The sequence below is a fragment of the Streptomyces sp. NPDC107654 genome (assembly GCF_055639035.1).
In genome coordinates, this window is sequence record NZ_JBVKBI010000001.1 from 186,411 (window position 1) to 207,768 (window position 21,358).

Consider the following 21,358-nt stretch of genomic DNA (forward strand, 5'->3'; position numbering starts at 1 on the left):
TCAAAACGCGGCAGGGGGGGTCCCGAACGGCCGGGACCCCCCTGGGTTGGTTGTCGCGTGTCCTTGTCGTGCCTCCTGGGTGTCAGATGATGGTTCCGGCCTCCCCGCCCCCCCCGCCACCGTCGCGGCGGAGTCGGCTCAGACGGCGAGCGCCTGGGCGCGGCGCTTCACCTCCGTGCCGCGATTCTCACTCAGGGCCTGCGCGGGGGTGCCGGGCAGGGTCGGGTCGGGGGTGAAGAGCCACTCGATCATCTCTTCGACCGTGAAGCCGTCGTCCCGCAGGAGCGTCAGGGTCCCGGCCAGGCCCTTGACGACCTTGTCCCCGTCGATGAAGGCGGCGGGGACGTGCAGTGCCTTGTTCTCACCACGGCGTACGGCGATCAGCTGGCCGTCCTTGACCAGCTGCCGGACGCGCGTCACCTCGACGCCGAACTGTTCGGCGATGTCAGGGAGGGTGAGCCAGGCGGGGACGAGAGCATCAATCTTTGCGTCAATCTCGGTCACGGACACAAGCCTGCCATCCCCCACCGACAGTCGGAAGTCAGGCAGGTCCAGGTGGGAGGGTGCGCTCGTCCGCCGTGGCGTTCTTCAGGGGGCGGGCCGGGTCCGCCAGGGCCCCGGGATCCATCGTCCGGCCCGCCTCGATCAGGCGGCGGCCCTGGGCCAGGTCGCGGGGGCGGCCCACCGCCATGAGGGCCACCAGGCGGTTCTCGCGCAGCCAGCACACCGACCAGGAGGGGCCCGCCGGGTCGCCGCGCCAGACCAGGCGGTCGGCCGTGGCGTGGTGGCCGGCGTACTGCACGAACCGGCCGAACTGCTCCGACCAGAAGTACGGCACCGGGTCGTAGGCCGCCGGGGTCTCGCCGAGGATGTTCGCGGCGACCGTGCGCGGACCCTGCAGGGCGTTGTCCCAGTGGTGGACCAGCAGCCGCTCGCCGTAGCGGGCCGAGGGGAAGGACGCGCAGTCGCCGACGGCGTACACGTCCGGCACGGAGGTGCGCAGGTGGTCGTCGGTGCGGACCTCGCCGTGCGCGCCCAGCTCGATGCCGGAGCCGGCCAGCCAGGCGGTGGCGGGACGGGCGCCGATGCCGACGACGACGGCGCCCGCGGGCAGCCGGGTGCCGTCGGCGAGCACGACCTCACCGGGCTCGACGCGCTCCACGCGCGCGTGGGTGCGCAGCTCCGCGCCCGCGTCGGCGTACCAGGCGGCCATGGGCGCGGCGACCTCGGCGGGCAGGGCACCGGCGAGCGGATGCTCGGCGGCCTCCACCACGGTCACCGCGCAGCCCGCCTCACGGGCGGCGGTGGCGAACTCGGCGCCGATCCAGCCGGCGCCCACCACCACGACGTCGTGCTGCCGGGCGAGCACCGGCCGCAGCCGCTCCGCGTCGTCCAGGGTGCGCAGCAGGTGCACCCCGGGCACGCCCTCGGTGCCGGGCAGCCGCACCGGTTCCGCACCGGTGGCCAGGACCAGGACGTCGTACGGCACCGGACCCGTCTCGGTGTCCAGCTCGCGGTCGGCGGGGCGCACCCCGCGCACCTCGCAGCCGAGGCGCAGCTCCACGCCGAGGGACTCGAAGTCCACCTCGAAGGCCGAGTCCTCGGCCTTGCCGAGCAGGACCGCCTTCGACAGCGGCGGCCGGTCGTACGGCTGGTGCGGTTCGGCACCGATGACGGTCACCCCGCCCCGGAAGCCCTGCTCGCGCAGGGCGACCGCGGTCTGCACCCCGGCCATGCCCGCGCCCACGACGACCACGCGCCGCCCCGGTGACGTGCCCTTTTCCGCTGTCTGCTCGCTCACCCGGCCACCATAGACAATTGATGATCCGTCAGTCACCGGGCGTGCTCGGTGACCTGTTCCACAACGCTCGTGCCGGAGCCCGGCCGGGACTCCCACTCCCAGGTCTCCTCCAGCCGCACCCGGCCGTCCGGCAGCTCCACGACCGTGGACACACAGTGCCCGGAGGCGGTCGTCCCGTCGGTCCTGAGCTGCACGTACCGGAAGTCCAGCCGGTCCCCCTCGCGGGTGCCCACCAGGTGACCGCGTACGACGTCACCGCCCGCGTACTCGGCCCAGATCCCGCCGTCCCGCTCGTGGTACGCGAACCGGGTGCGGGAACCCACCTGCCCCGGGGCCTGGTCCGCCACGGGGGCGAGGATGAGTCCGTCCAGCGAGCGTGCCATGAAGCGGGCTCCCTTACGAGTGCGGAGGTCGGCGGGCTAGGGTGGCCACCGTACAAGCACTCGCGGGAGCCCGGACGCACCGGGCTGAGAGGGAGGCTGGCGGCCTCCGACCGTACGAACCTGATCCGGGTCATGCCGGCGAAGGGAGGGGCTGGACGCCCATGTCGTCACGTACGTCCGACGTCCTCGTCATCGGGGGCGGAGTCATCGGCCTGGTCACGGCCTGGCGCGCCGCGCAGCGCGGGCTCGCCACGGCCGTGGTGGACCCCGAGCCCGGCGGCGGGGCCGCGCAGGTCGCGGCCGGAATGCTGGCCGCGGTCACCGAACTGCACTACGGCGAGGAGACCCTGCTCGCCCTCAACCTGGAATCGGCTCGCCGCTACCCCGACTTCGCGGCCGAGCTGACCGAACTGACCGGCCACGGCCTCGGTTACCGCCGCTGCGGCACCCTCGCCGTCGCGCTGGACGCCGACGACCGGGCCCACCTGCGGGAACTGCACGCACTCCAGCAGCGCTCCGGGCTCTCCTCGGAATGGCTGTCCGGGCGGGAGTGCCGGCGCCTGGAGCCGATGCTGGCACCGGGGGTGCGCGGCGGGCTGCGGGTCGACGGCGACCACCAGATCGACCCGCGCCGGCTGGCGGCGGCCCTGGTGTCCGCGTGCGAGCGGTCCGGGGTGGTGTTCCACCGCGCCTGGGCGGATCGGCTGGACGTGGCGGGCGACCGGGCCACCGGGGTCACCACCGCGGACGGCACCGCGCTGCGCGCCGGCCAGGTGGTGCTCGCGGCCGGCAGCCTGAGCGGGCGGCTCGCGGGCGTGCCCGGTGAACTGCTGCCTCCGGTACGGCCGGTCAAGGGGCAGGTGCTGCGGCTGGCCGTACCGCCCCGGTACGCGCCGTTCCTGAGCCGGACCGTGCGGGCCGTGGTGCGCGGCAGCCATGTGTACCTGGTGCCCCGGGAGAACGGCGAACTGGTCGTCGGCGCCACCAGCGAGGAGCTCGGCTGGGACACGACGGTCACCGCCGGGGGCGTGTACGAGCTGCTGCGCGACGCCCATGAGCTGGTGCCCGGCATCACCGAGCTGCCGCTCACCGAGACCCGGGCCGGGCTGCGCCCCTGCTCCCCCGACAACGCGCCGCTGCTCGGCCCGTCCGGGCTGGCCGGGCTGCTGCTGGCCACCGGGCACCACCGCAACGGGGTGCTGCTCACACCGGTCACCGGGGACGTGCTGGCGCACACCCTGGCCACCGGCGAACTGCCGGAGGAAGCCCGTCCGTTCACACCGCGGCGCTTCGGCGCCGCGCTCGGGGAGAAGCTGGAGCAGCCCGCATGAGCAGCCCTGTCGTGATTTCCGTCAACGGTGAGCGCCGGGAGATCCCCGCGGGCACCGCCCTCGACGCCCTCGTCCACACCCTCACCGCGGCCCCGCGCGGGGTGGCGGCCGCCGTCAACGAGACCGTCGTCCCGCGCGCGGAGTGGGCGGCGACCGCCCTCGCCGCCGGCGACCGGGTCGAGGTCCTCACCGCCGTACAGGGAGGCTGAGCCATGACCGACGATCCCCTGGTCCTCGGTGACCTGGCCCTCTCCTCCCGGCTGATCATGGGCACGGGCGGGGCGCCGAGCCTGGAGGTGCTGGAGCGGGCGCTGATCGCCTCCGGCACGGAACTGACCACGGTCGCGATGCGCCGGGTGGACCCCTCCGTGCACGGCTCCGTGCTGTCGGTGCTGGAGAGGCTCGGCATCCGGGTGCTGCCGAACACGGCCGGCTGCTTCACCGCCGGCGAGGCCGTGCTGACCGCCCGGCTGGCCCGCGAGGCGCTGGGTACGGACCTGGTGAAGCTGGAGGTCATCGCCGACGAGCGGACGCTGCTGCCGGATCCGGTGGAGCTGCTGGAGGCGGCGGAGACGCTGGTCGACGACGGGTTCACGGTGCTGCCGTACACCAACGACGACCCGGTGCTCGCGCGGAAGCTGGAGGACGTCGGGTGTGCCGCCGTCATGCCGCTCGGGTCGCCGATCGGGTCCGGGCTGGGCATTCGCAACCCCCACAACTTCCAGCTGATCGTGGAGCACGCGCGGGTGCCGGTGATCCTGGACGCGGGGGCCGGTACGGCGTCGGACGTGGCGCTGGCGATGGAGCTGGGGTGCGCGGGGGTGATGCTCGCCTCCGCGGTGACGCGGGCGCAGGAACCCGAGCGGATGGCTTCCGCGATGAGGCTCGCCGTGGAGGGGGGCCGGCTGGCCCGGACGGCGGGTCGGATCCCGCGGCGGTACCTCGCCGAGGCGTCGTCTCCTGCGGAGGGCTTGGCCGTGCTGGACCCGGAGCGTCCCGCGTTCTGACCCGGCGCCGCGGCCGGCCTTCCTCCGTCTCCCACCCGCGCACCGCCCGTCACCGCCCACTGGAGGGCTGACTTCCCAGTGGGGCACCCCCGTGGGGCGCCCCCGCCGCCGGCGGCCGCGGGTCGGGGGTTGCCGGGGGTTGGGGGTCGTGGGAGGGGCCGGGGTGCCATGCGTGCTGCGGGTGGGACCGGGGGCCGTGCGTGCGGCACCGTGGTCGCGTGCGACCGCGCGGTCCGGCCTGCGGCACCAACGTCCCGTGCGGCACGGCGGTCGGTCGGGCGTGCGGCGCTGCGGCCGGATGTGCGGCACCACGGTGGGGCACCGGGCACGGCGGTCGGCTGTGCGACACCACGGTCGCGCTTGCGGCACGCCGGTCGGACATGCGGCACCACGGTCGGACCTGCGGCATGGCGGTAGGGTCTGCGGCTCTGCGGCCGGGTTCGCGGCATCCGGTGAGGCATGCCGCAGCGCCACGGTCCGGGCCTGCGGCACCGCCGTCGTGAACGGCCCCGTGGTCGGGCCGCGGGCTCCACCGTCGCAAACGGCCCCGGGGGCGGGCCGCGGCGAACGGCCCCGTGGGCCGGGCCCGCGGCACCGCCGTCGTGTGCGGCAGCGCGGGCGGCCGCCGGCGTCGGGAGGGCATGCCGCGGTACCGCGGTCGGATGGGTGGCAGTGTGGTGGTTTGCGTGTGTCGCGTCACAGGTCGGCTTCAGTAGTGGTGCTGTCAGGGACGAACGGGCGGGGGTGTCGGTCGGTCCTCGTAGACTCCCCTCTCGTGGATACGACCCTTCAGGACCCCCTCGTCGGGCAGGTGATCGACGGCCGGTACCGCGTGGACGCGCGGATCGCGGCCGGCGGGATGGCCACGGTCTACCGGGCCCTGGACACCCGGCTGGACCGCGTTCTCGCGCTGAAGGTGATGCACCCGACGCTCGCGGTCGACGGGACGTTCGTCGAGCGGTTCATCCGGGAGGCGAAGTCCGTCGCCCGGCTGGACCACCCGAACGTGGTGCAGGTCTTCGACCAGGGGACCGACGGGTCGTACGTCTACCTGGCGATGGAGTACATCGCCGGCTGCACCCTGCGGGACGTGCTGCGCGAGCGGGGCGCGGTGCAGCCGCGGGCCGCGCTGGACATCCTGGAGCCGGTGCTCGCCGCGCTGGGCGCCGCCCACCGGGCCGGCTTCGTGCACCGGGACATGAAGCCGGAGAACGTGCTGATAGGCGACGACGGCCGGGTCAAGGTCGCCGACTTCGGACTGGTGCGCTCCGTGGACACGGTGACCAGCACGACGGGCGCCGTGCTCGGTACCGTCTCCTACCTCGCCCCCGAGCAGATCGAGCAGGGCACCGCCGACCCGCGCGTCGACGTGTACGCGTGCGGTGTGGTGCTGTACGAGATGCTGACCGGCGGCAAGCCGCACTCCGGGGACTCCCCGGCCCAGGTGCTCTACAAGCACCTCCACGAGGACGTGCCGCCGCCCTCGTCGCTGGTGCCCGGGCTGCCGTACGAGCTGGACGAGCTGGTCGCGTCGGCCACCGCCCGCACCCCCGGCATCCGGCCGTACGACGCCGTGGCGCTGCTCGCCCAGGTACGGGAGGCCCGTCTCGCGCTGACCGACGAGCAGCTGGACACGCTGCCCCCGCAGGCGCTGACCGCGCAGCACGACAACGCCGAGGACCGCACGAGCGTGATCCCGCGCTCGCTCACCCTCCCCCGCCCGCTGCCCGTCGGCGAGGACGTCCCGGCCGAGGGGCCCGGTGACGGCATCGACCGGACCGCCCGCTTCCAGAGCCCGCCGGTGCCGCCCCGCCGGCGCCCGGCGCGGCCCCCGCGCACGGTGCTGCTGGTGATCGCGGCCGTCCTGCTGGTGTTCGGCGTGGGCGCCGGGGTCTGGTACATCAACTCGGGCCAGTTCACCAAGGTGCCCCCGCTGCTGGCGCAGACGGAGGCGCGGGCGAAGGAGCGGCTGGAGACGGCCGGGCTGGAGGTCGGCCAGGTCAAGCGCGCGTACAGCGACACCGTCGACCGCGGCACGGTGATCGGCTCCGACCCGTCGCCCGGCGCCCGGATCCGCGACCACGACTCGGTGACGCTGACCGTGTCGCTGGGTCCGGAGACGGTGAACGTGCCGAACGTGGCGGGGCAGCCGCTGGCGAAGGCGCGGGCGCGGCTGAAGGCGGACGGCCTGGAGCCGGGCATGGTGACCCGCGAGGTCAGCGAGGACGTGCCGAGGGGCTCGGTGATCGGTACGACCCCGGAGGCGGGCACCAAGCGGCACGCCGGCTCGGCGATCGCGCTGGTCGTCAGCAAGGGCCGCCCGGTCGACGTGCCGGACGTCACCGGCGACGACCTGGACAGCGCCAGGCAGGAGCTGACGGACGCCGGACTGAAGGTGAAGGTCGCCGCCAAGCGGATCAACTCCGAGTACGACGCGGGCGAGGTGGCCGCGCAGAGCCCGGGCGAGGGAGGCCGGGCCGCCGAGGGCGACACGGTGACACTGACCCTGTCCAAGGGCCCGGAGATGATCGAGGTCCCGGACGTGGTCGGCGACAGCGTGGACGATGCCCACAAGGCACTGGAGGGCGCCGGCTTCGAGGTGGACGAGGACCGGGGGCTGCTCGGACTGTTCGGCGACACCGTGAAGAAGCAGTCGGTCGAGGGCGGCGACCGGGCGCCCAAGGGGTCCACGATAACGATCACCATCCGGTGACCGGTCTCACCGGCGACCGCGGTCCGGGCGCGGGGGCGGACATGACACCCTGAACGGGTGAGTCCCGTTCAGTCGTCCCCCGCCCGGCGGATCCCCCGCAACCCCGTCGGCGGCCATGTGCCCGTGGCCGGCGGCCTGCACTCCGTCGGGCTGTCGTACGCCCGTGATCTGAAGGCGGAGACGGTGCAGGTGTTCGTCGCCAACCCGCGCGGCTGGGCCACGCCCGCCGGGAACCCGCGGCAGGACGAGGCGTTCCGCCAGGCCTGCGCCGAGGAGTCGATCCCGGCGTACGTCCACGCGCCGTACCTGATCAACTTCGGCTCGCACACCGAGGCGACCGTGGAGCGGTCGGTGGAGTCGTTGCGGCACTCGCTGCGCCGCGGGCGGGAGATCGGCGCGCTGGGTGTGGTGGTGCACACCGGGAGCGCGACCGGCGGGCGGGCGCGAGAGGTGGCGCTCAAGCAGGTCCGTGCGTACATGCTGCCGCTGCTGGACGAGCTGACCCACGACGACGACCCGTTCCTGCTGCTGGAGTCCACCGCCGGGCAGGGCGCCTCGCTGTGCTCGCGGACCTGGGACTTCGGGCCGTACTTCGAGGCGCTCGACGCCCATCCCAGGCTGGGTGTGTGCCTGGACACCTGCCACATCTTCGCCGCCGGGCACGACCTGACCGGGCCGAGCGGGATGCACCAGACCCTGGACCTGCTGGTGGAGACCGTCGGCGAGGGACGGCTGAAGCTGATCCACGCCAACGACTCCAAGGACGTGGTGGGCGCGCACAAGGACCGGCACGAGAACATCGGCTCCGGCCACATCGGCGAGGACCCGTTCCGGGCACTGATGACCCACCCCGCGACCGAGGGCGTACCGCTGGTCATCGAGACGCCCGGCGGCAAGGAGGGGCACGCGGCGGACGTGGAGCGGCTGAAGAAACTGCGGGATTCCTGACCCGTTGGGGAATACCCCTGGGGGGTACTCGGTTCCTGCCGGTTGCAGGAACCGTCACCCGGCATGGGGGTATCCGTGGACCACTCCGCTCACACCGGTCGGCAGCACCGCCGGCCCGAAGGCCACGCGCACGAGCACCACGTGCACGAGCACCGCGAGGACCGGCACGGGCACGGGCAGCACCCGCGGGGCCCCGCGTCCGCCGCCACCTGGTCCATGGCCATGCAGGCCACCCTGCACTGCCTCACCGGCTGCGCCATCGGCGAGGTGCTCGGCATGGTCGTCGGTACGGCGCTGGGCTGGGGCAACCTGCCGACCACCCTGCTCGCGATCGTGCTGGCCTTCTTCTTCGGCTACTCGCTCACCCTGCGCGGCATCCTGCGGGCCGGCGTCGGCTTCCGTACGGCCTTCCGGGTGGCGCTGGCCGCGGACACCCTGTCCATCGCCGTGATGGAGCTGATCGACAACGGGGTGATCCTGGTCTGGCCGTCCGCGCGGGACGCCATGACGGGCGACGCGCTGTTCTGGATCTCGCTCGCGGTCTCGCTCGTGCTCGCCTTCGCGGTGACCACACCGGTCAACAGGTGGATGATCGGCCGGGGCAGGGGACACGCGGTGGTGCACCGGTACCACCACTGACCGGACCGGGGGTCACAGCTCGGGGCCGTCCCCGGGCTGTTCCTGGTAGGAGTAGCGCTGCTCCTTCCAGGGGTCGCCGATGTTGTGGTAGCCGCGCTCCTCCCAGAAGCCGCGGCGGTCGGCGGTCATGTACTCCACGCCCCGGACCCACTTCGGACCCTTCCAGGCGTACAGGTGGGGCACGATCAGGCGGACCGGGAAGCCGTGCTCGGCGGTGAGCAGCTCGCCGTCCTTGTGGGTGGCGAAGATCGTGCGGTCGGAGGCGAAGTCCGCGAGGCGCAGGTTGGAGCTGAAGCCGTACTCCGCCCAGACCATCACATGGGTGACGTCCGGGGCAGGCGGGGCCAGGTCCAGGATCGCGCGGGCCGGGACGCCGCCCCACTCCGCGCCGATCATGCTGAACTTCGTCACGCAGTGCAGATCGGCCACCACCGTGGTGTACGGCAGGGCCGTGAACTCCTCGTGGTTCCAGGTGCGCTTGTCGCCGTCGGCGGTGGCGCCGAAGACCCGGAACTCCCAGCGCTCGGGCCGGAACTTCGGGACCGGCCCGTAGTGCGTGACCGGCCAGCCCCGCTGGAGCCGCTGACCCGGCGGAAGCTCGGACCCTGCCGCCGCCCCAGACGCTCGCTCCACCGGATGACCCATGTATCCATCCTGACAGACCTCGGGCGGTGCCCTTGACCACCCCCTCCCGAACCGGACAATTGCCAGCAACTCGGGGCGTAACCACTAAGTACACACTTACTGGACGATCTTCCCCTCCGGTGCAATCATGCGGCGCACACCTCCCCCGTCCCCCGTGTGGAAGGAGCCGCTGCGATGCAGGGCGATCCCGAGGTCATCGAGTTCCTCAACGAGCAGCTCACCGGCGAGCTGACCGCGATCAACCAGTACTTCCTGCACGCGAAGATGCAGGAGAACTTCGGCTGGACGAAGCTGGCGAAGTACACGCGGCACGAGTCGTTCGACGAGATGAAGCACGCCGAGGTGCTGACCGACCGGATCCTGTTCCTGGAGGGGCTGCCCAACTACCAGCGACTGTTCCATGTCCGCGTGGGGCAGACCGTCCGGGAGATGTTCGAGGCGGACCGGCAGATCGAGGTGGAGGCGATCGACCGGCTCAGGCGGGGCATCAAGGTGATGCGGGAGAAGGGCGACATCACGTCCGCGAACATCTTCGAGGACATCCTCGCCGACGAGGAGCACCACATCGACTACCTGGACACCCAGCTGGAGCTGGTGGACAAGCTCGGCGAGGCGCTCTACATCGCCCAGCTGATCGAGCAGCCGGAGAGCTAGGCGGCCTCGTCCAGCCCGGTGAGGACGGGCCGGCCCTGGTCGGCCGACTCACGGCGCGGACAGGCGCCACGGCCCAGGAGGGCCTGGATCCGGCGCACGCACGACCCGCAGTCCGTACCGGCCTTGCAGGCGGAGGCTATCTGGCGGGGGGTGCAGGCGCCGTCCTCCGCGTGCTGCTTGACCTGCGCCTCGGTGATGCCGAAGCAGCTGCAGACGTACACGCGGTAGACCTCCCGACGGGATCGCTGTCTCTCTGCCATCCCCTTGATCGGTGAGGCAAACCTAACCTTACCTGTCGGGGCGGAGCCCGCAAAAGAGCAGTGGGGCGCGGATCGGATGTGATCCGCGCCCCAACCGCGAGACGATCCGCGCCCCGACCGCCGGACGGCTACTGGTCGCGGTACATCTCGGCGACGAGGAACGCCAGGTCCAGCGACTGGCTGCGGTTCAGCCGCGGGTCGCAGGCCGTCTCGTAGCGCTGGTGCAGGTCGTCCACGAAGATCTCGTCGCCGCCGCCCACGCACTCGGTGACGTCGTCGCCGGTCAGCTCCACGTGGATGCCGCCCGGGTGGGTGCCGAGCGCCTTGTGCACCTCGAAGAAGCCCTTGACCTCGTCGAGCACGTCGTCGAAACGGCGCGTCTTGTGCCCGGAGGCCGCCTCGAAGGTGTTGCCGTGCATCGGGTCGGTCACCCAGGCCACCGTCGCACCGGACGCCGTCACCTTCTCGACCAGCTCGGGCAGCTTGTCCCGGATCTTGCCGGCGCCCATGCGGACGATGAAGGTCAGCCGGCCCGGCTCCCGCTCGGGGTCGAGACGGTCGATGTAACGCAGCGCCTCCTCGGCCGTCGTGGTCGGGCCGAGCTTGATGCCGATCGGGTTGCGGATCCTCGAGGCGAACTCGATGTGCGCACCGTCCATCTGCCGGGTGCGCTCGCCGATCCACACCATGTGCGCGGAGACGTCGTACAGCTTGCCGGTACGCGAGTCGACCCGGGTCAGGGCCGACTCGTAGTCCAGCAGCAGCGCCTCGTGCGAGGAGAAGAACTCGACGGTCTTGAACTCCTCCGGGTCGGTGCCGCAGGCCCGCATGAAGTTCAGCGCGTTGTCGATCTCCCGCGCCAGCTGCTCGTAACGCTGGCCCGACGGCGAGGTCCGCACGAAGTCCTGGTTCCAGGCGTGCACCTGACGCAGGTCGGCGTAACCACCGGTGGTGAAGGCGCGCACCAGGTTCAGCGTCGAGGCGGAGGCGTGGTACATGCGCTTGAGCCGCTCGGGGTCCGGGATGCGGCTGGCCTCGGTGAAGTCGAAGCCGTTGACGGAGTCGCCCCGGTACACCGGGAGCGTCACGCCGTCACGGGTCTCGGTCGGCTTGGAACGGGGCTTGGAGTACTGGCCCGCGATCCGGCCGACCTTCACCACCGGCACCGAGGCCGCGTAGGTCAGGACGGCGCCCATCTGGAGCAGCGTCTTGAGCTTGTTGCGGATGTGGTCGGCGGACACCGCGTCGAAGGCCTCGGCGCAGTCGCCGCCCTGGAGGAGGAACGCCTCTCCCTTGGCGACGGCCGCCATCCGGGCGCGCAGCTGGTCGCACTCGCCCGCGAAGACGAGCGGCGGATACGACTCGAGGTCCGCGATCACTGCGCGCAGAGCCTCGGGGTCGGGGTACTCGGGCTGCTGCGCCGCGGGCAGGTCTCGCCAGGTGTTGCCAGCACTCGGGCTGGTCTTAGCGTTCACGGTCACCTCGTAAACATTACGGGGTCGGGTCCGGGGTTCTTTCCTCCGGCTCGAAGAGTGAGACGGAGCGATCACCTCGCGGACGATCCGGTGGGTGCGGTAGGGTTTCCCGCATGTTCGCGCTGTCGATCCAGAACTGGTGGTGGACCGCTTCTCCGGCGGCCCGCTGATCGCGCGTACGACAGACTTCGCGAAGGCCGCCCGAGGGGCGGCCTTCGGTGTGTCCGGGGTCGTTCCTCACCGCTGTCGGCCACATCGGTCGACCACATCGACGGAAGAGGAACCATGGATCTGGCCCGGCTGCTGCACGACCCCCGCCCCTTCGCCCTGCTGCGCCGTCGCGCCCCGGGCCGCGACGAGGACCTGCTGGAGGTGCTGATCGGCCCGGTGACCAGCCGGGACCGGCTCGCCGACCTGCCCGACGAGGGGCTCGCGCTCGTCCCGTTCCGGCAGATCCGCGAGCGCGGCTTCGACGTCCGCGACGACGGCACCCCGCTGCTGGTGCTCACCCCGCAGGAGTCGTACGAGATCCCGCTCGACGAGGCGCTGGCGCAGCTCCCCGCGCACGAGGTGCGGGTGGAGGGCGGGGGCTTCGACGTCGGCGACGAGGAGTACGGCGAGATCGTCGGGCGGGTGCTGCGCGAGGAGATCGGCCGGGGCGAGGGCGCGAACTTCGTGATCCGGCGGACGTACGAGGGCGGGATCCCCGGCTTCGGCCGCGCGGACGCGCTGGCGCTGTTCCGGCGGCTGCTGGCGGGCGAGCGGGGCGCGTACTGGACGTTCGTGGTGCACACCGGCGACCGGACGCTGGTGGGGGCGAGCCCGGAGGTGCACGTCCGGATGTCCGGCGGCACGGTCGTCATGAACCCGATCAGCGGGACGTACCGCTATCCCGCCGGGGGACCGACGCCCGAGCACCTGCTCGGCTTCCTCGCCGACGGCAAGGAGATCGAGGAGCTGTCGATGGTCGTGGACGAGGAGCTGAAGATGATGTGCACCGTCGGCGACATGGGCGGGGTCGTCGTCGGGCCGCGGCTGAAGGAGATGGCGCACCTCGCGCACACCGAGTACGAGCTGCGCGGGCGGTCCTCCCTGGACGCGCGGGAGGTGCTGCGGGAGACGATGTTCGCGGCGACGGTGACCGGCTCGCCCGTGCAGAACGCGTGCCGGGTGATCGAGCGGTACGAGCCCCTGGGGCGGGACGGAGTGGGGCGCGGGTACTACGCCGGTGCGCTCGCGCTGCTGGGGCGGGACTCCGGGGGTGCGCAGACCCTCGACTCCCCCATTCTGATCCGCACCGCCGACATCTCCGCCGACGGGCGGTTGCGCGTGCCCGTCGGGGCGACGCTGGTGCGCGGCTCGGACCCGGCGGGCGAGGTCGCGGAGACCCATGCCAAGGCGGCGGGGGTCCTGGCGGCTCTCGGGGTGCGTCCGGGCAGGCCGGCCGGGGAGTCGGTGCGGCCCCGGCTGGCCGACGACCCCCGGGTGCGGGCGGCGCTGGACGGGCGCCGCTCCTCGCTGGCGCCGTTCTGGCTGCGGATGCAGGAGGGGTCGCGGGAGCTGACCGGACACGCGCTGATCGTGGACGGCGAGGACACCTTCACCGCCATGCTGGCGCACGTGCTGCGGTCGGGCGGGCTGGAGGTGACCGTCCGCCGGTACGACGAGCCGGGGCTGCGGGAGACGGTGCTCGCGCACGAGGGGACGGTGGTGCTCGGACCCGGTCCCGGCGACCCCCGCGACCTGGGCGATCCCAAGATGCGGTTCCTGCGGGGCCTGGCCGCCGAGGTGATCGGCGGGCACCGGAACGGGGTGCTCGGCGTCTGCCTCGGGCACGAACTGATCGCGGCGGAGCTGGGGCTGGAGATCGTACGCAAGGAGGTGCCGTACCAGGGGGCGCAGACGGAGATCGACCTGTTCGGACGGCCGGAGACGGTCGGCTTCTACAACAGCTTCGTCGCGCGCTGCGACGGGGAGGCGGCCCGTGGGCTGGCGGCGCGCGGGGTGGAGGTCAGCCGGGCGGAGAACGGCGAGGTGCACGCCCTGCGGGGCCCGGGGTTCGCGGGGGTGCAGTTCCATCCGGAGTCGGTCCTCACCCTGAACGGGGCGGCGGTCGTGCGGGACCTGGTCGGCCAGGTGCGCCGCACGACCGTGTAGCCCTCCGGGGCCGCCGTCAGCCGAAGAACACGCCCACCTCTTCGTAGAGCTTCGGGTCGACCGTCTTCAGCTTGGCGGTGGCCTCGCCGAGGGGGACGCGGACGACGTCGGTGCCGCGCAGGGCGACCATCTTCCCGAAGTCGCCCTCGCGCACGCAGTCGATGGCGTGGAGGCCGAAGCGCGTGGCGAGCCAGCGGTCGAAGGCGCTCGGGGTGCCGCCGCGCTGGACGTGTCCGAGGACCGTGGTGCGGGCCTCCTTGCCGGTGCGCTTCTCGACCTCCTTGGCGAGCCACTCGCCGACTCCCGAGAGCCGGACGTGCCCGAAGGAGTCCAGCGACTGGTCCTTGAGCACCATGTCGCCGTCCTTGGGCATGGCGCCCTCGGCGACGACCACGATCGGGGCGTACGACGCCCGGAAGCGGGAGGTCACCCAGTCGCAGACCTGGTCGACGTCGAAGCGCTGCTCGGGGATGAGGATGACGTTGGCGCCGCCGGCCAGGCCCGAGTGCAGGGCGATCCAGCCGGCGTGCCGGCCCATCACCTCCACCACCAGGACCCGCATGTGGGACTCGGCGGTGGTGTGCAGCCGGTCGATGGCCTCGGTGGCGATGTTGACGGCGGTGTCGAAGCCGAAGGTGTAGTCGGTGGCGGACAGGTCGTTGTCGATGGTCTTCGGTACGCCCACGCAGGGCACGCCGTACTCGCCGGACAGGCGGGCCGCGACGCCGAGGGTGTCCTCGCCGCCGATCGCGATCAGGGCCTGGATCTCCTGCTTGGCCAGGTTGTCCTTGATCCGGCGGATGCCGTCCTGCACCTTCAGGGGGTTGGTGCGCGAGGAGCCGAGGATGGTGCCGCCGCGGGGCAGGATGCCGCGCACCGCGGGGATGTCGAGGCGGATGGCGTCGCCTTCGAGGGGGCCGCGCCAGCCGTCCTTGAAGCCGACGAAGTCATAGCCGTACTCCTGCACGCCCTTGCGGACGATGCCCCGGATGACGGCGTTGAGCCCGGGGCAGTCGCCGCCTCCGGTCAGTACTCCGACCCGCATGGAAATGTCCCTTCACCGCGCTTGCCTGACGACCGGTCACGCTAATGGTGATTCAGGTCACATCGGGATAGGGCGGAAGGGTGATTCCGGTGCGTGGCGTCGGAAACCGGCCTACTCGTCGTCGAGTCCGCGTTCTATCGCGTACCGGACCAGCTCCACCCTGTTGTGCAGCTGGAGCTTGCCGAGGGTGTTCTGGACGTGGTTCTGCACCGTGCGATGGGAGATGACGAGGCGTTCGGCGATCTGCTTGTAGCTCAGGCCCTTCGCCACCAGCCGCAGCACCTCCGTCTCCCGGTCCGTCAGCCGGGGTGCGCCGGGCTCCTCGGCGTCCGGGGCGGGCACGGGCTCGGCGGCCAGCCGGCGGTACTCGCCGAGGACCAGCCCGGCGAGGCCCGGTGTGAACACCGGGTCGCCGACGGCGGTACGGCGCACCGCGTCCAGCAGTTCCTCGGTGGAGGCCGACTTCAGCAGATAGCCGGTCGCGCCGGACTTCACGGCCTCCAGCACGTCCGCGTGCTCGCCGCTCGCCGACAGGACGAGGACCCGCAACGCCGGGTTGTGGGCGACGAGTTCCTTGCACACCTGGACGCCGGGCTTGGCCGGCAGGTTGAGGTCCAGCACGAGGACGTCGGGGGCGGCGGCCCTGGCGCGGCGGACCGCCTGCTCGCCGTCGCCGGCGGTGGCGACCACCGCGAAGCCGGACTCGGCCAGGTCGCGGGCGACCGCGTCCCGCCACATGGGGTGGTCGTCCACCACCATGACCTTGATCGGGTCCTGCTGCTGCGTCATCGCTGTTCCGCCTTCTTCCCCCGCGCCCGTACGGCGTCCTTCGGTACCTTCAGTTCCACTTCCGTGCCCTGTCCGGGGACGGAGACGATCTCGGCGCTGCCGCCGAGGTCGCGCAGCCGGCCCCGGATCGACAGGGCCACCCCGAGCCTGCCCTCCCCCTCGGCCTGCGCGAGCCGGCCCTCGGGGATGCCGGGGCCGTCGTCCCGGACGGTGACGACGACCTCGTCCGGTTCGTCCTCGACCAGGATCCAGGCCCGCGCGTCCTCCCCGACGTGCCGGCGCACGTTGTCCAGGGCGGCGCCGACCGCGGCGGCCACCTCGCGCGCCGCGGCGTGCGGCAGCAGCACCGGGGCGCCGGGCTCGGCGAGGCTGACCCGGGCTCGGGCGTAGCGGGCGAGCAGGGAGCGCAGGTCGACCGGGCCGGCCGGTGCGTCCTCGGCCGGCTGCCCGACGGCGCGTACGACGGCTGCGGCGGAGTCCTCCTCCGCGGCCCGGGACACCGGGACCAGGCCACCCGACACCAGTGTGCGCAGGGCCACCTCCTGCTCCCCGGCCAGCCGGCCCAGCTCGGCCGCCTCGCCGCCGAGGGCCGCGCCCCGGCGCTTCACCATCGCCAGCACCTGCAGCACGCTGTCGTGGATGTCCCGGGCCAGCCGCTCCCGCTCCCGGGTCGCGGCCTCGATCTCCAGCGCGCGGGCGAGGGTGCGCTCGGAGGCCCGGGCCACCTCCACGACGTAGCCGATGGCGATGGAGGCGACCCAGACGAGGATGACGTTGTGCACGGTGTCCCGGGCGGGACGGCCGCGCTCGACCAGGTTGACGGCGGCGACGGCGGTGGAGGCGACGGCCGCCCAGCGCCAGCCGCCCTTGATGGCGAAGGCCAGCACCGCGCCGGCGGTCCATATCGACGGCAGCGTGGGACCGCCGCCCGCGATCCGCTCGTGGCTGTCGGCGACGGGGGTGAGCAGGATGCCGACGAGGGCGACGGTCAGGTCGGCGGCCAGGAACCGCCGGGTGCAGGCCGCCGCGCTCGCCACCTTGGGCAGGGTCGCGAGGGTCCACACGGCCAGGACGGCGTAGTAGGCGACGGCGATCCAGGGCCGCACGAAGTGGTCGTACGCGGTGGCGCACAGGCCGATCGCGTACAGCATGGTCAGGACGCGGTACCCGGCGAGCGCGCGCCACAGCGGCAGCTCGACCGACATTCTCATGACGCCGCGCTTCTCGGTTCGTCCGCGCTCGCGCTCGGGCATCTCCCCCGCTCCCCCCCGGCTTCCCCGTCTCCCCGGTCTACGACTCGTCCTGCTTCTTCCCGCCCTGCTCGGCCTTCCCGCTCTTCTCGGCCTTCTCGGCCTTCTCGGCTTCCTTGGCCGCCTTGGCCGCGTCCGCTATCCGGCGCTTGGCGGCGGTGGCGTACATGTCGACGTACTCCTGGCCGGAGAGCTTCATGATCTCGTACATGACCTCGTCGGTCAGGGCGCGCAGCACGAACCGGTCGTGCTCCATGCCCTGGTAGCGGCTGAAGTCCATGGGCTTGCCGATGCGGATGCCGGGCCGCATCAGCTTCGGCACGACCTTGCCGGGCGGCTGGATCTTCTCCGTGTCGATCATGGCGACCGGGATGACCGGCGCGCCGGTGGCGAGCGCCACGCGCGCGAGGCCGCCGGGCTTGCCCCGGTAGAGCCGTCCGTCCGGCGAGCGGGTGCCCTCCGGGTAGATGCCGAACAACTCGCCGCGCTCCAGCACCTCGATGCCGCTCCGGATCGCCGCCTCACCGGCGCCGCGCGCCCCGGAGCGGTCCACCGGGAGCTGGCCGACACCCTTGAAGAAGGCCGCGGTGAGGCGGCCCTTCACGCCCGGGGTGGTGAAGTACTCGGCCTTGGCGATGAAGGTGACCTTGCGGTCCAGCACGGCCGGCAGGAAGAACGAGTCCGAGAAGGACAGGTGATTGCTGGCCAGGATGGCCGGGCCCGTGGCCGGGATGTTCTCCAGGCCCTCCACCCAAGGCCTGAAGGCGACCTTCAGCGGCCCTCCGATGGCGACCTTCATCGTGCCGTACAACACCCGTGTGCCTCCTGGTTCCGTCGGAGAGACCTTAACCCGGAGCGCCGACAATGGGCCCGACGACCCTGGTCGGTGTCGGTGCGGTCGCGTACGGTGAAGCACATGCCAGTTCTCCCCGGAGCCGAGCCGTACCGCCACGAGGGCGGGGAGGTGGGGGTTCTCCTCTGCCACGGCTTCACCGGCTCGCCCCAGTCGCTGCGCCCCTGGGCGGAGCACCACGCGGCCCGCGGCCTGACCGTGTCCCTGCCGCTGCTGCCCGGCCACGGCACCCGCTGGGAGGACATGCAGCTCACCACCTGGCAGGACTGGTACGCGGAGGTGGACCGCGAGCTGCGCCTCCTCGCCGAGCGCTGTTCCCGGGTCTTCGTCGCGGGCCTGTCGATGGGCGGGGCGCTGGCGCTCCGGCTCGCCGCCCGGCACGGCGAGCGGGTCGCGGGCGCGGTGGTCGTCAACCCGGCGAACCGGGTGCACGGCCTGTCGGCGTACGCCCTTCCGGTGGCCCGGCACCTCGTGCGGACGACGAAGGGCATCGCCAGCGACATCGCCCAGCCGGGCGCGGCGGAGCTGGGGTACGACCGGGTGCCGCTGCACGCGGCGCACTCGCTGCGGAGGTTCCTGCGCCGGCTGGACGGCGAGCTTCCCCAGGTCACCCAGCCGTTGCTGCTGCTGCGCAGCGCCCGGGACCATGTCGTGCCGGCGGCCGACTCGGCGCGGGTGCTGAGCCGGGTGTCGTCCACGGACGTCACGGAGATCGTGCTGGAACACAGCTACCACGTGGCGACGTTGGACAAGGATGCGGACCGGGTCTTCGAGGAGAGCCTCGCCTTCATCGGCCGGCTCGCACCCGTCGTCGGCAAGGAAGGGACGGCCGCAGTTGGCTGAGCACGACTCCGACCGTGAGGACCGTGAGGACCGCGAGGGCCGTGAGGGCCGTGAGGGCCACGAGGACCAGGGCGGCCAGGAAGCTCGCGAGCCGGACATGCAGGAGGTGCCGTTCGACGAGGACGCCGCCTGGCGGGCCATCGTCGCCGGCTACGGCGCGGAGCCCCCGGATCCGCCGGGAGCCCGGCCGTTCAAGCCGGTGGAGGACCTCGCCCTGCTGGAGAAGAACACGGCGAAGAACCCCGCGGTGAATCCGGTGGTGAACCCGGCGGCGACTCCGGCGGTGAACCCGTCGCAGGACCCGGTGAGGGACGCGGTGAAGGACGCGGGGAGCGAGCCCGGGGGCGACGCGGGGAACTCCGCCGCCCGGCCGCTGGGCGGCTCGGTCTCCTTCGCGCCCGGGGTCGGCCCGGCCGGCCCCCGCGACCACAGCGTGGCCGAGCCGTCCGACGACGACTTCGACGAGGACGACGAGGGCCACTTCGTCCCGCCGGAGCCGCCGCCGCTGCCGACCGCGGACACGACCGCCCGGTTCGCCTGGCTCGGCGTGGTCGGCGGTCCCGTCCTGCTCCTGCTGGCGGTGCTGCTCGGCTGGGACATGACCTGGTGGCTGGCGACCCTGGGCATCGGCGGCTTCCTCGGCGGCTTCGTGACGCTGGTGGCGCGGATGCGGACGGACGACGAGGACGACGACGGCGACCCCGGACGCGGAGCGGTGGTCTGACGGGCCGGTGCGGTCGGCTCAGGCCGGGATTCTGAGGGCGGCGAGGACCGGGAGGTGGTCCGTGGCCGCCCTCAGGTCTGCCGGGCGCACCCCGGGCTGGTCCAGCGGGACGCCGCAGCCGAGCACCTCGATGCCCTGGGTGGCGAAGATCGCGTCGATGCGCCGGCGGGGGTCGGCGGGGGTGGAGGTGAACTCGCCGCCCCAGGGTGCGGCGGTTCGGCAGTCCTGGAGGGTTTCGGCGAGCCGCCGGAAGGTGCTGCCGTCGGGCCGTTCGTTGAGGTCGCCGCCCGCGACGGCGTGCTCCACGCCGAGTCCGGCGAGCCGGTCGAGCAGCATCCCGCCCTGGTCGTGACGTTCCTCCCGCTGGAGGGAGAGGTGGCAGCTGAGCACGCCGAGGCGGACGCCGCCGAAGCGGACCACCGCCGTGGCGAAGCCGCGCCGGTGGAGGCCCGGGGTGAGGGGCAGCAGGACGTCCTCGGTGCGTTCGACGGTGGCGCGCAGACCGCACAGGACCGCCGGGCCCGCCGCCGTGGCGCCCCCGGTGAGGACGACCTGGCCGGAGGCCGCCGCGAGCCGGGCGAGCTTCTTGCGCCAGCGGAAGAAGCGGGGGGCCTCCTGGAGGAGGACCAGGTCCGGGGCGCAGGCGGTGATCACTCTGGCCAGGGCGGCGGTGTCGTCGCGCATCGAGCGGATGTTGTAGCTCAGGACGCGGATGACGGCGGAACCGTCGGGTTCCGTACGGGAGTTGGGGAGCGGCTCCATGTGGATCAATGTAGCCCGACGGAGCGGGGCGCGAGGCGTGATGCGGCCCCGCGCCCCTGGGTGGGGCACCGTCGCGGTCACATGACGGGGTCGGGCTCCCGGGCCAGGTCGGCCGCGCCGACGAGTCCGGCCTTGTTGCCCAGCTGCGCCGCGATCACGTCGGCCACCGGGCGCCAGTTGCCGCCGACCAGCCAGCGCTTGTAGGACTTGCGGATCGGGTCGAGGACCAGGTCGCCCTCGTCGGAGAGGCCGCCGCCCACGATGAAGGCGGACGGGTCGAAGAGGGAGGCGAGGTCGGCGAGGCCGGCGCCGGCCCAGCGGGCCAGCTCGCGGTAGGAGTCCACGGCGACCGGGTCGCCCTGGCGGGCGGCCATGGAGATGTGCTTGCCCTCGATGCCGTCGGGGGTGCCGTCACCGAGTGCCAGCAGGACCTCGGCGCGCTCGGGGGTGGCGTTGGCGCGCTGCTTGGCGTACCGGACCAGGGCGCGGCCGGAGGCGTACTGCTCCCAGCAGCCCTGCGAGCCGCAGCCGCAGAGCAGGCCGTCCGGGACCATCCGGATGTGGCCGAACTCGGCGGCCACGCCGAAGTGGCCGCGGCGCAGCTTGTTGCCGATGATGATGCCGCCGCCGAGGCCGGTGCCGAGCGTGATGCAGATGACGTTGCGGTGGCCCTTGCCCGCGCCGAACCTGTACTCGCCCCAGGCGGCGGCGTTGGCGTCGTTCTCGACCACGACCGGGAGGCCCGTGCGGGCCTCGACCTTCTCCTTGAGCGGCTCGTTGCGCCAGTCGATGTTCGGCGCGAAGTACACCGTGGACCGCTGCCGGTTGACGTAACCGGCCGCGCCGATGCCCACGCCGACGATCTCGTGCCCGGCGCGCGCGCCCTCCACCGCCGAGGCGATGGCGTCCACGATGGCCTCGGGCGTGGTGGGGGTCGGCACCTTGAAGGTCGAGAGGATGTTGCCTTCCTCGTCGACCACGCCGGCCGCGATCTTCGTGCCGCCGATGTCGACGCCGATGGTGAGTCCCATGAATCCCTCAGTTTCGGTCGAGCCCCGCTACGGCCAACCGTACCCGAG

23 protein-coding genes and 1 riboswitch are annotated in these 21,358 nt (G+C 72.8%); of the genes, 11 read left to right on the top strand and 12 right to left on the bottom strand.

What is annotated here, in order from left to right; genetic code table 11:
- Window positions 1–138: 138 nt before the first annotated feature.
- The 3 genes from ACZ7N4_RS00830 to ACZ7N4_RS00840 are packed head-to-tail and all read right to left on the bottom strand — an operon-like array spanning window position 139 to window position 2,184.
- The gene (locus ACZ7N4_RS00830; RefSeq protein WP_471352282.1) at window positions 139–504 is read right to left on the bottom strand and encodes an Rv2175c family DNA-binding protein; all 366 of its coding nucleotides are present in this window, start codon (window positions 502–504) and stop codon (window positions 139–141) included.
- 37 nt (window positions 505–541) lie between these two features.
- Window positions 542–1,801: an NAD(P)/FAD-dependent oxidoreductase gene (locus tag ACZ7N4_RS00835; protein ID WP_471352285.1), complete on the bottom strand. Its 1,260-nt coding sequence runs from the start codon at window positions 1,799–1,801 to the stop codon at window positions 542–544.
- Between the two features lie 32 nt (window positions 1,802–1,833).
- Window positions 1,834–2,184, bottom strand: coding sequence for an avidin-fold protein (locus ACZ7N4_RS00840; protein ID WP_471352288.1), 351 nt, complete (start codon window positions 2,182–2,184; stop codon window positions 1,834–1,836).
- Between the two features lie 52 nt (window positions 2,185–2,236).
- A riboswitch (TPP riboswitch) is annotated at window positions 2,237–2,348 on the top strand.
- Between ACZ7N4_RS00840 and thiO the strand changes: the two genes are divergently transcribed.
- The 6 genes from thiO to ACZ7N4_RS00870 all read left to right on the top strand — a co-directional run bounded on the left by thiO (window position 2,346) and on the right by ACZ7N4_RS00870 (window position 8,822).
- Window positions 2,346–3,515: a glycine oxidase ThiO gene (gene thiO / locus ACZ7N4_RS00845; protein WP_471352291.1), complete on the top strand. Its 1,170-nt coding sequence runs from the start codon at window positions 2,346–2,348 to the stop codon at window positions 3,513–3,515. (Overlaps the previous riboswitch by 3 nt.)
- Complete coding sequence (gene thiS, locus ACZ7N4_RS00850) at window positions 3,512–3,724, top strand: sulfur carrier protein ThiS (RefSeq protein WP_471352294.1); 213 nt, start codon at window positions 3,512–3,514, stop codon at window positions 3,722–3,724. Before thiO ends, thiS begins: the two co-directional genes overlap by 4 nt.
- A gap of 3 nt (window positions 3,725–3,727) precedes the next feature.
- The gene (locus ACZ7N4_RS00855; RefSeq protein ID WP_471352297.1) at window positions 3,728–4,522 is read left to right on the top strand and encodes a thiazole synthase; all 795 of its coding nucleotides are present in this window, start codon (window positions 3,728–3,730) and stop codon (window positions 4,520–4,522) included.
- A 775-nt stretch (window positions 4,523–5,297) separates the two neighbouring features.
- Entirely contained in the window at window positions 5,298–7,235 is a 1,938-nt protein-coding gene (gene pknB / locus ACZ7N4_RS00860; protein ID WP_471352300.1) for a Stk1 family PASTA domain-containing Ser/Thr kinase, read from the top strand.
- A 57-nt stretch (window positions 7,236–7,292) separates the two neighbouring features.
- Window positions 7,293–8,183, top strand: a complete 891-nt coding sequence (locus ACZ7N4_RS00865) for a deoxyribonuclease IV (protein ID WP_471352303.1) — start codon at window positions 7,293–7,295, stop codon at window positions 8,181–8,183.
- Between the two features lie 63 nt (window positions 8,184–8,246).
- Complete coding sequence (locus ACZ7N4_RS00870; protein WP_471352306.1) at window positions 8,247–8,822, top strand: DUF4396 domain-containing protein; 576 nt, start codon at window positions 8,247–8,249, stop codon at window positions 8,820–8,822.
- A gap of 12 nt (window positions 8,823–8,834) precedes the next feature.
- On the opposite strand, the gene ACZ7N4_RS00875 is transcribed toward ACZ7N4_RS00870, so the two are convergent.
- On the bottom strand, window positions 8,835–9,467 hold the full coding sequence (locus ACZ7N4_RS00875) for a sulfite oxidase-like oxidoreductase (RefSeq protein ID WP_471352309.1): 633 nt from the start codon (window positions 9,465–9,467) through the stop codon (window positions 8,835–8,837).
- Between the two features lie 174 nt (window positions 9,468–9,641).
- Here ACZ7N4_RS00875 and bfr point away from each other — a divergent pair, with 174 nt between their 5' ends.
- Window positions 9,642–10,121: a bacterioferritin gene (gene bfr / locus ACZ7N4_RS00880; RefSeq protein WP_385843992.1), complete on the top strand. Its 480-nt coding sequence runs from the start codon at window positions 9,642–9,644 to the stop codon at window positions 10,119–10,121.
- Here bfr and ACZ7N4_RS00885 read toward each other — a convergent pair.
- Both ACZ7N4_RS00885 and ACZ7N4_RS00890 read right to left on the bottom strand, forming a co-directional pair.
- Window positions 10,118–10,342 carry a (2Fe-2S)-binding protein gene (locus ACZ7N4_RS00885; RefSeq protein WP_471352313.1) on the bottom strand — a complete coding sequence of 75 codons (225 nt, stop codon included), beginning with the start codon at window positions 10,340–10,342 and terminating at the stop codon, window positions 10,118–10,120. The genes bfr and ACZ7N4_RS00885 overlap by 4 nt on opposite strands.
- A 167-nt stretch (window positions 10,343–10,509) precedes the next feature.
- A complete protein-coding gene (locus tag ACZ7N4_RS00890; protein ID WP_471352316.1) occupies window positions 10,510–11,862 on the bottom strand; it encodes a class II 3-deoxy-7-phosphoheptulonate synthase in 1,353 nt (450 codons plus the stop codon).
- Between the two features lie 107 nt (window positions 11,863–11,969).
- On the opposite strand from ACZ7N4_RS00890, the gene ACZ7N4_RS00895 reads away from it, so the two are divergent.
- Window positions 11,970–12,026 carry a trp operon leader peptide gene (locus ACZ7N4_RS00895; RefSeq protein ID WP_107440922.1) on the top strand — a complete coding sequence of 19 codons (57 nt, stop codon included), beginning with the start codon at window positions 11,970–11,972 and terminating at the stop codon, window positions 12,024–12,026.
- Between the two features lie 115 nt (window positions 12,027–12,141).
- The gene (locus tag ACZ7N4_RS00900; RefSeq protein ID WP_471352319.1) at window positions 12,142–14,013 is read left to right on the top strand and encodes an anthranilate synthase family protein; all 1,872 of its coding nucleotides are present in this window, start codon (window positions 12,142–12,144) and stop codon (window positions 14,011–14,013) included.
- Window positions 14,014–14,029: 16 nt separating this feature from the next.
- Here the strand turns inward: ACZ7N4_RS00900 and ACZ7N4_RS00905 are convergent, their stop codons facing one another.
- From ACZ7N4_RS00905 to ACZ7N4_RS00920, 4 genes are all read right to left on the bottom strand, one after another.
- Complete coding sequence (locus tag ACZ7N4_RS00905) at window positions 14,030–15,058, bottom strand: 6-phosphofructokinase (protein ID WP_467924414.1); 1,029 nt, start codon at window positions 15,056–15,058, stop codon at window positions 14,030–14,032.
- Between the two features lie 111 nt (window positions 15,059–15,169).
- Window positions 15,170–15,847: a response regulator gene (locus ACZ7N4_RS00910; RefSeq protein ID WP_471352321.1), complete on the bottom strand. Its 678-nt coding sequence runs from the start codon at window positions 15,845–15,847 to the stop codon at window positions 15,170–15,172.
- Entirely contained in the window at window positions 15,844–17,100 is a 1,257-nt protein-coding gene (gene macS / locus ACZ7N4_RS00915; protein ID WP_471352324.1) for a MacS family sensor histidine kinase, read from the bottom strand. Before macS ends, ACZ7N4_RS00910 begins: the two co-directional genes overlap by 4 nt.
- 37 nt (window positions 17,101–17,137) lie before the next feature.
- Window positions 17,138–17,908, bottom strand: coding sequence for a lysophospholipid acyltransferase family protein (locus tag ACZ7N4_RS00920; protein WP_471353123.1), 771 nt, complete (start codon window positions 17,906–17,908; stop codon window positions 17,138–17,140).
- A gap of 105 nt (window positions 17,909–18,013) precedes the next feature.
- Between ACZ7N4_RS00920 and ACZ7N4_RS00925 the strand changes: the two genes are divergently transcribed.
- Window positions 18,014–18,793 carry an alpha/beta hydrolase gene (locus tag ACZ7N4_RS00925; protein WP_471352327.1) on the top strand — a complete coding sequence of 260 codons (780 nt, stop codon included), beginning with the start codon at window positions 18,014–18,016 and terminating at the stop codon, window positions 18,791–18,793.
- Window positions 18,786–19,517: a hypothetical protein gene (locus tag ACZ7N4_RS00930; protein WP_471352330.1), complete on the top strand. Its 732-nt coding sequence runs from the start codon at window positions 18,786–18,788 to the stop codon at window positions 19,515–19,517. Before ACZ7N4_RS00925 ends, ACZ7N4_RS00930 begins: the two co-directional genes overlap by 8 nt.
- 18 nt (window positions 19,518–19,535) lie before the next feature.
- Here the strand turns inward: ACZ7N4_RS00930 and ACZ7N4_RS00935 are convergent, their stop codons facing one another.
- Both ACZ7N4_RS00935 and ACZ7N4_RS00940 read right to left on the bottom strand, forming a co-directional pair.
- Window positions 19,536–20,279 carry an endonuclease/exonuclease/phosphatase family protein gene (locus tag ACZ7N4_RS00935; protein WP_471352332.1) on the bottom strand — a complete coding sequence of 248 codons (744 nt, stop codon included), beginning with the start codon at window positions 20,277–20,279 and terminating at the stop codon, window positions 19,536–19,538.
- 77 nt (window positions 20,280–20,356) lie between these two features.
- Window positions 20,357–21,310, bottom strand: a complete 954-nt coding sequence (locus ACZ7N4_RS00940; RefSeq protein WP_467393352.1) for an ROK family glucokinase — start codon at window positions 21,308–21,310, stop codon at window positions 20,357–20,359.
- Between the last annotated feature and the right edge of the window lie 48 nt (window positions 21,311–21,358).